We start from the raw sequence: 7,144 nt of genomic DNA, 5'->3' as shown, positions 1-7,144 counted from the left end.
CCGGTCTGGTCGCCTTCACGCCGACAACGTAACCCTGCGCTATGACGAGCGGACGATTTCCAGAGGCCTGTCCGTCTCGATCCCGGATGGTTCCTTCACCGTGATCGTCGGCCCGAACGCCTGCGGCAAGTCCACGCTGCTGCGCGCCCTGTCGCGTCTTCTTGTTCCTGCTGCCGGGCAGGTGATCCTCGACGGGAGGAGCATTACCGATCTTGCCGCCAGGGACGTCGCTCGCCGTCTCGGCCTTTTACCGCAATCGTCCATCGCGCCGGAGGGCATTACGGTCGCCGATCTGGTGGCGCGCGGCCGCTATCCGCATCAGTCCTTCTTCCGGCAATGGTCAAAGGGTGATGAGGAAGCCGTCATTGCCGCGATGGAGGCAACCCGCGTCACGGACCTGTCCGGCCGTCTGGTGGACGAGCTTTCAGGCGGACAGCGGCAAAGGGTCTGGATCGCAATGGTGCTGGCACAGGAAACGCCCATCCTGTTGCTCGACGAGCCGACTACCTTTCTCGATATCGCCCATCAGATCGAACTCATGGACCTGCTGGCCGATCTCAACCGTCAGGGTCGCACCATCGTCGCCGTGCTGCATGATCTCAACCATGCCTGCCGTTATGCCTCGCACCTGATCGCCATGAAGGACGGCATGATCGTCGCAGAAGGCAAACCGTCGGCCATCGTCACGGAAGGACTGGTGGAAGACGTGTTTGGCCTGCCATCCATCGTCATTCCCGATCCGATGTCAAATACCCCGCTGATCGTTCCGAAGGGGCGGCAGGTTGCTCTTTCGGTTTAAAGCGGATGATATTTCGTTGCGGCTATGCAACATTCTGAATGAAATTTGCAGTCCCCTGATCTGCTTTCCATCCGCCGAATTTGAGCCGCATACGGCTTATCTTATGGATTAACATGAGTTTTCATCACAAGTTTAATTCTCTTGGAGGATTCAGGTTGGAATGAATCTAAACTGTTGCGCTTGCAAGGAAATTTCAATTGCGACTAACAATGACCGAAACCGTGGCACTCTGCTGCGTCAGAGGTATTGGTCGTGCGTAATTGGAGCGTTCCATTTTTCGAGGAAATGCCGGAGGCCGTTCTCACGGCTTCCGCATTGCGCCGTTGGTTCGGTGACCCATCCCGGCACTGTTTTAAAGCGTCGGATTGAAGGCAGGCAGCAATTGAATTGGGACATACACAATCTGTTCCGGCGTCACGCAAGGGGAATAGCAAAGTCCTTGCATCGCCGCGGTATCAATGAGGATACGGCCGCTGATCTCACTCAGGATACATTCCTGCGCGTGATTGCAACGCCGCCAGCTGAAACCACGCAGAACTACAATCCCAAAGCTTATCTCTATCAGGCTGCCCGTAATCTTGGTCTTAACTACCAACGGCGTGAAGCCTTGATCGAGACGGTCCCCCTTGACGATGAAGAAGCGGTCAACATTCCGGACCCGGCTCCGTCTCCCGAAAAGATCGTCTATTCGCGGCAATGCCTTGTCCAGACCCAACAGGCGCTTTCCGAATTGCCGGAGCGGACGCGACAGGCTTTCGAGATGCACCGCCTGGGCGAGAGGACTATCGCTGAAGTTGCCGAAGAGCTTGGCATTTCGACCACGCGGGCATGGTCTCTCATCCGCGATGCGTACCGCCATCTGGTCGGGCGCGTGGACGCGTTCTGATTTATTTCATCCTGAAGGAGAAAATTCGCGCCGCTCGTTTGTATTAATAAATAGAGGCAGGTGAGATTCGCCGCTCCTGCTGAAAGGATACAAATGAACGAGACGACGCCAGATCAGGAACGCTTGCTGGATGAAGCGATTGACCTGATTATCCGCTTGCAAAACGATCCCGGTAATCCGGTGGCGATCGAGTTGATCCGCGCATGGCGTGCGCGTGGCCCGCGACATGAAGAGGTTTGGGCGCGTGTATCGAAGGCGCATGGCGCATCTGGAAAAATTCTTACGGAGAAGCGACGGATAGAGCGGCGGGAAAGCCTCGGCCTCACCCGCCGCAATTTCATGATCGGCGGGTTCACCGCCCTTGGCGCAGGCGCAGCCGTTTATACGTTCGGGCCGGGTATGCTTTTGCAAGCCCGCGCCGATTATATGACGGAGAAAGGCGAAATACGTCGGGTCAATCTTCCTGACGGCAGCATTGCGACGCTCGGCCCGGAAAGCGCCATTGCGCTGGATTTCCGCAGCGAGCGCCGGACAATTGATCTTCTCGCCGGCATGTCGTTCTTCGAGGTGGCGGGCGATGCAAACCGACCGTTTTCTGTCCTTTCCAGAACTTTGAGCGCGACGGCGCTTGGAACGGCCTTCGATGTGTCGAATGACGCTGGGATACTGACGGTTTCCGTCGATCATGGTCTGGTGGATGTTCGGGCGTCGGACTCTGCGCTTGAAATGGGCGTGAGCCTTACCGGAGGCCAATGGATCACCGTCGATCCTTCCTCTGGCAACATTGGCCGCGGCCAGCGTGAAAGCGGGCAGGTCGCATCATGGCGTGACAATCTCATCATCGCAGAAAGGGAAACCGTATCTGCTCTCGTCGCTCGCATTGGCCGCTGGATACCGGGACGCATCGTCATTGCCGATCCTTTTATCGGCAATCAGCGCGTCAGCGGCGTTTTCGATCTGAACAAACCGCTTCTTGCCCTCCAGGCGGTGGTCCATCCGGCCGGTGCCCGTGTGCGCCAGATTTCCTCGTTCGTGACGGTAATTTCCCCCCTCTGAAAAAAATCGAAAAACTTGAGCCAAAAGGTGAAAATTTCGCTGCCCCGATTGTAACAGTAATAGGGACAGCACTTTCCTGATGCTCAGGCACGGCCTGTCCCTCCATACGTTGAAGAATTGGAGAGGTTTAATGGTCGATGGGCGTGGGATTAGCAAAACGGTTTTCAGGGGAACGAGCAGGGCGTTGATCGCCGCTCTTCTGATGTCAACGGCAATTGGCATCAGCCTCATGGTAGCGCATCGAGAGGCGGTCGCGCAAACACAGGCGCAGACGTCGTTTTCTATTCCGGCTGGTCCTCTCAATCGCGCTCTGACGGCTTTCGGGCGACAGGCGGGTGTTCAGGTCACCTATCTTGCATCTACTGCCGCAGGTAAGACGTCCTCCGGTTTTTCTGGTTCTGCAACGCGCGAGCAGGCTCTCGCTGAAATCCTCGCTGGCTCTGGGCTGGTTTATTCTTTTCCGAATGCAACCACGGTTGCTATCTCAACTCCGGCGACGGGCAGCGAGAATGTAGCCGCTGATGGCTCGACAGTGCTGGATACCATCACGGTACAGGGTGAAAGCGCTTGGGGCCCGGTTAATGGCATTGTTGCAACGCGGTCAGCAACTGGAACGAAGACCGACACGCCTTTGATCGAGGTGCCACAGTCTATTAGTGTTGTGTCCGCAGACGAAATCAAGAGCCGTGGCGCCGAAACTGTTAGAGACGCAGTCCGCTACAGCGCGGGGGTTGGCGTCGGAGGGGCCAGCAGTTCCATACGTTCGTTCGACAATATTGAAGCGCGCGGATTTGCGCCTACGCCGCTCTATCTCGATGGGACTTATCTTCCTTACATTGGCGATAGCGGGGGATCGCCACAGATTGATCCTTATCTGCTGGAGCGTGTGGAAGTTCTGAAGGGACCGTCTTCGGTCATGTATGGCCAGAATTATCCTGGCGGCATCGTTAATATGGTGAGCAAACGCCCAACAGCAACACCCCTTCGCGAAATTGTTGTTGGCACGGGTTCAAATGGGCGGGCGTATACTGCGTTCGATTTTTCTGGTCCCGTCGCTGGCAGTGATCAGTTCTTTTATCGCCTTACGGGTGTAGCCACGCGGACAGACACGAATATTGATTATACGAACGAGAAGCGCTTCATGATTGCGCCGTCGTTTACATGGAAACCGCAAGAAGGCACCGAATTTTCGATCATCACCCATTTCCAAAAGGACGATGGCAGGCCCGATTATAGGCCGTTGCCCTATGAAGGGACCGTCATATCCAGCCCGATTGGCAAGATTGATCGCGACTACTTCTCAGGTGAGCCTGGTTACAACCACTATGAGCGATCCCAAGCGGTGGTTGGTTATGACTTCAAGCACGAGTTTGATGATGTCTTTTCGATTCATCATAATACGAAGTTCATCTACGTTGACGACTCTTACAAGACATTCTTCAGCAACGGTTATGTTACGACAAATGGTATAACCGATTATACAAGACTGAATCGCAACGCCTATGATTACGCATCGCGAAACTCCGTCTTTGCGACTGACACAAATCTCCAGGCAAAATTTTCAACTGGTGATGTAGAACACAATGCGATCGTCGGTATCGACTACAAGTGGTTCAAGAATGACTATTCCGGTTATTATGGCTGGGGTAACACTCCAATAAGCATTACTGATCCGCAGTACGGCACTTATAATACACCAAGCCTCGGCGCTCGCTGGGACAACCGGATCAGCCAGCTCGGCTTTTACGCCCAGGACCAGATAAAGTGGGACAACTGGATTCTGACTCTTGGCGGACGATACGATACTGCGTGGCAGAATGACTACGATATGTTGACTTCCACAAGATTTAGGAAGACGGACCGGGAATTCACAGGGCGTGTGGGGCTCACTTACCTGTTCGATAACGGCCTTGCTCCCTATGTTAGTTATGCCACGTCCTTCATGCCCTATTCAGGTTTCGACGGAAATTCGAATCCGTTCAAACCCACGACCGGTCAGCAATATGAAGTTGGTGTGAAGTACCACCCCCCCGGTTACGACGCGCTGCTCACGCTATCTGCGTATGATCTGAAACAACAAAATGTACCCACCTGGGACCTTTTTAACGTAGCTTCTCAGACCGGTGAAATTCACGTTCAGGGGGTCGAAGTTGAAGTAAAAGCAACATTCTTCGATCGACTGGACATTATCGCGGCGGCCTCCTACACGGATTCTGTTTATTCAAAAGCGGATGATGGCACACAGGGTAACAAGGTCCGATACATGCCGCCGGTTTCCGCATCGTTATGGGGGAAATACCGATTCGAGGATGGACCGCTAGCTGGTCTCGGAATCGGTGCTGGTGTCCGATATTCCGGTAGTGGTTATGGCGATGCTGAGAATTCCTTCAAGTATCCATCCTACACGGTAGTAGATGCGGCTATTTCGTACGATTTCGGAAAGAAGGCCCCGCAACTTGACGGATTGATGTTGAACATCACCGCGACCAACCTGTTTGACAAAACCTATGTCTCAGGATGCAGTTACTATACGGGTTGCTTCTACGGTGAACCACGCACGATTCACGCAAATCTGGGCTACAAATGGTAACGCACCTAATGCCCGCCGGAAAACCGGCGGGCACGCGCCTTTCTCGAAGAACCGTTGCCAAATATCTGGCAGGCAGCTTGTTCTCTCTCTTTCTATCTGGCGTTGGGACGGCCCGTGCAAACGTCTTCTCGCGGACTGTCTCACACGCTTTCGGTGAAACGTTAGTGCGGGGTACACCTGGCCGGATTGTAACACTTGGCTGGAGCGGGGAAGACGCGCTGATTGCACTTGGTAAAACGCCAGTGGGAATGCCAAAATATCCGCTTTTTGAAAGTGGCATGTTTCCCTGGGTCGAGGACCTGTTGGGAACAAACAAGCCGGTACTTCTCAACAGTGGGATTGATTACGAAGAAATAGCATCTCTTCGGCCCGATCTCATCTTCTGCATTTACTCCGGAATTGACGCTGTTGCCTACAGGAGACTGTCGACGATCGCTCCCACGATCGCGTATCGATCTGGCCCTTGGCAAGCGGATTGGAAGGAACAGACGCAGATCATTGGCGAGTCATTGGGATTGGCTGATGAAGCGCGAAGATTGATCTCCCAGACGTTGGCGACACTTTCAAAAATTGGCCGTAGTCATCCCGTTTTGCAGGGAAAAACTTTTACTTTCGGAACATTTGTTTCCGGCGCTGCTGGTATCGTCGTTTACCTTCCGAATGATCATCGTGTTGCTGCGCTGATGGAAATGGGCATGAACCCCACTTCCGGAATTATACAGCTGCATCGAGACATTCCTGACAGCAGTTCCGTTGCAGTCAGTCTGGAGCAGATTGATCAGATCGACGCAGATATTCTGATCATGTGGTACGGAAGCAGGGTAAGTAAGGCATCGGCGGAAACGCAGCCGCTTTTTGAAACGCTGCCTGCGATAAAGCGTGGTTCTTATGTCGCGCTCACGGATCCCGTGTCGGTCTGGGCTACGTCGGCCTTGAGTGTCCTCTCCATTCCCTATGGATTCCCGAGATTTGTCCCGCATCTGGCGGAGGCGGCATACAAGGCGGAGCGAGAACGATGATGCGAGTTTCACGGGCGTACGATGACGATCATCACCACGATCCCTATGTGGAAAACTATTTTTTTGGCGAGACGATTGCAGTCGAGAACTTGTCGCCTTCTCTTGTTCGGGTTGTTTTGAAGATTGATGGCGGCGAGCGTCTGGTGCCGAGTGGCCACCCTGACGAATGGGTACGGTTAGCACTGCCGCCTGATGCGCAGACGCCAGTAACGCTGCCCGTTCTAATGGAAAACGGCAAATGGGGCAGACCGGACGGTTCGCAACACTGCCCGAACCGTCCCTACACGATACGGCGCTGGGATGCTGAACGCTGCAAGATGACCATTGACATCGTTGCGCATGATGGCGGCGTGGCAGCATCCTGGGCCATGAATGCCAAAGTTGGCGATGTGGTCGGCATCTGTAATCCGGAAGGCCGGTTCTGGATTCCCAAGGGCAGTCAGTGGCTCCTGATGCTGACCGACATTACCGGGCTTCCGGCTGTTGGTCGTGTTCTGGAGGAACTGCCGGAAGGGTTTCGGGCTATTGTGCATGTGGAAATTCCATCGAAGGATGATCGGCAGGTCATAGTCACCAAGGCTGATGCTTTGGTTACTTGGCACGCCTGCCATGGCGTAAAGCCAGAACGGCCTGGATATACGGAGTTGCCGCGCATTGCGCGCACGATCACGGAGCTGCCGGAAGGTCCGGGTTATATTTACATCGCCGGTGAGGCGCGGGCGGCTTCTGATTGCCGCAAGCATTTCCGTGATGTGCTTGGTTTCGACAAGCGTCGCATCGACGCCATCGGCTAC

At 54.4% G+C, this 7,144-nt stretch carries 6 protein-coding genes; all 6 read left to right on the top strand.

All coding sequences use genetic code 11. The features are described 5' to 3' along the window. The coding region (locus AC0TNJ_RS00135) for an ABC transporter ATP-binding protein (RefSeq protein ID WP_473769865.1) at positions 1 to 799 on the top strand (799 nt) is incomplete at its 5' end. A gap of 331 nt (positions 800 to 1,130) precedes the next feature. Beyond that, positions 1,131 to 1,685 (top strand): sigma-70 family RNA polymerase sigma factor, encoded by a 555-nt coding sequence (locus AC0TNJ_RS00130; RefSeq protein WP_425305556.1) that lies wholly within the window; start codon positions 1,131 to 1,133, stop codon positions 1,683 to 1,685. 93 nt (positions 1,686 to 1,778) lie between these two features. Next, positions 1,779 to 2,741, top strand: a complete 963-nt coding sequence (locus AC0TNJ_RS00125) for a FecR family protein (protein WP_138725426.1) — start codon at positions 1,779 to 1,781, stop codon at positions 2,739 to 2,741. A 130-nt stretch (positions 2,742 to 2,871) separates the two neighbouring features. Then, a complete protein-coding gene (locus AC0TNJ_RS00120; RefSeq protein WP_244634878.1) occupies positions 2,872 to 5,331 on the top strand; it encodes a TonB-dependent siderophore receptor in 2,460 nt (819 codons plus the stop codon). An 8-nt stretch (positions 5,332 to 5,339) separates the two neighbouring features. Beyond that, on the top strand, positions 5,340 to 6,350 hold the full coding sequence (locus tag AC0TNJ_RS00115; protein WP_081255545.1) for an iron-siderophore ABC transporter substrate-binding protein: 1,011 nt from the start codon (positions 5,340 to 5,342) through the stop codon (positions 6,348 to 6,350). Then, the coding region (locus AC0TNJ_RS00110; RefSeq protein ID WP_473769864.1) for a siderophore-interacting protein at positions 6,347 to 7,144 on the top strand (798 nt) is incomplete at its 3' end. The genes AC0TNJ_RS00115 and AC0TNJ_RS00110, both read left to right, overlap by 4 nt.

It is taken from the genome of Ochrobactrum sp. PL_is483 (genome assembly GCF_055816855.1).
Note: the sequence above shows the minus strand (reverse complement) of the source record. Positions and strands in the feature narration are given on the sequence as shown.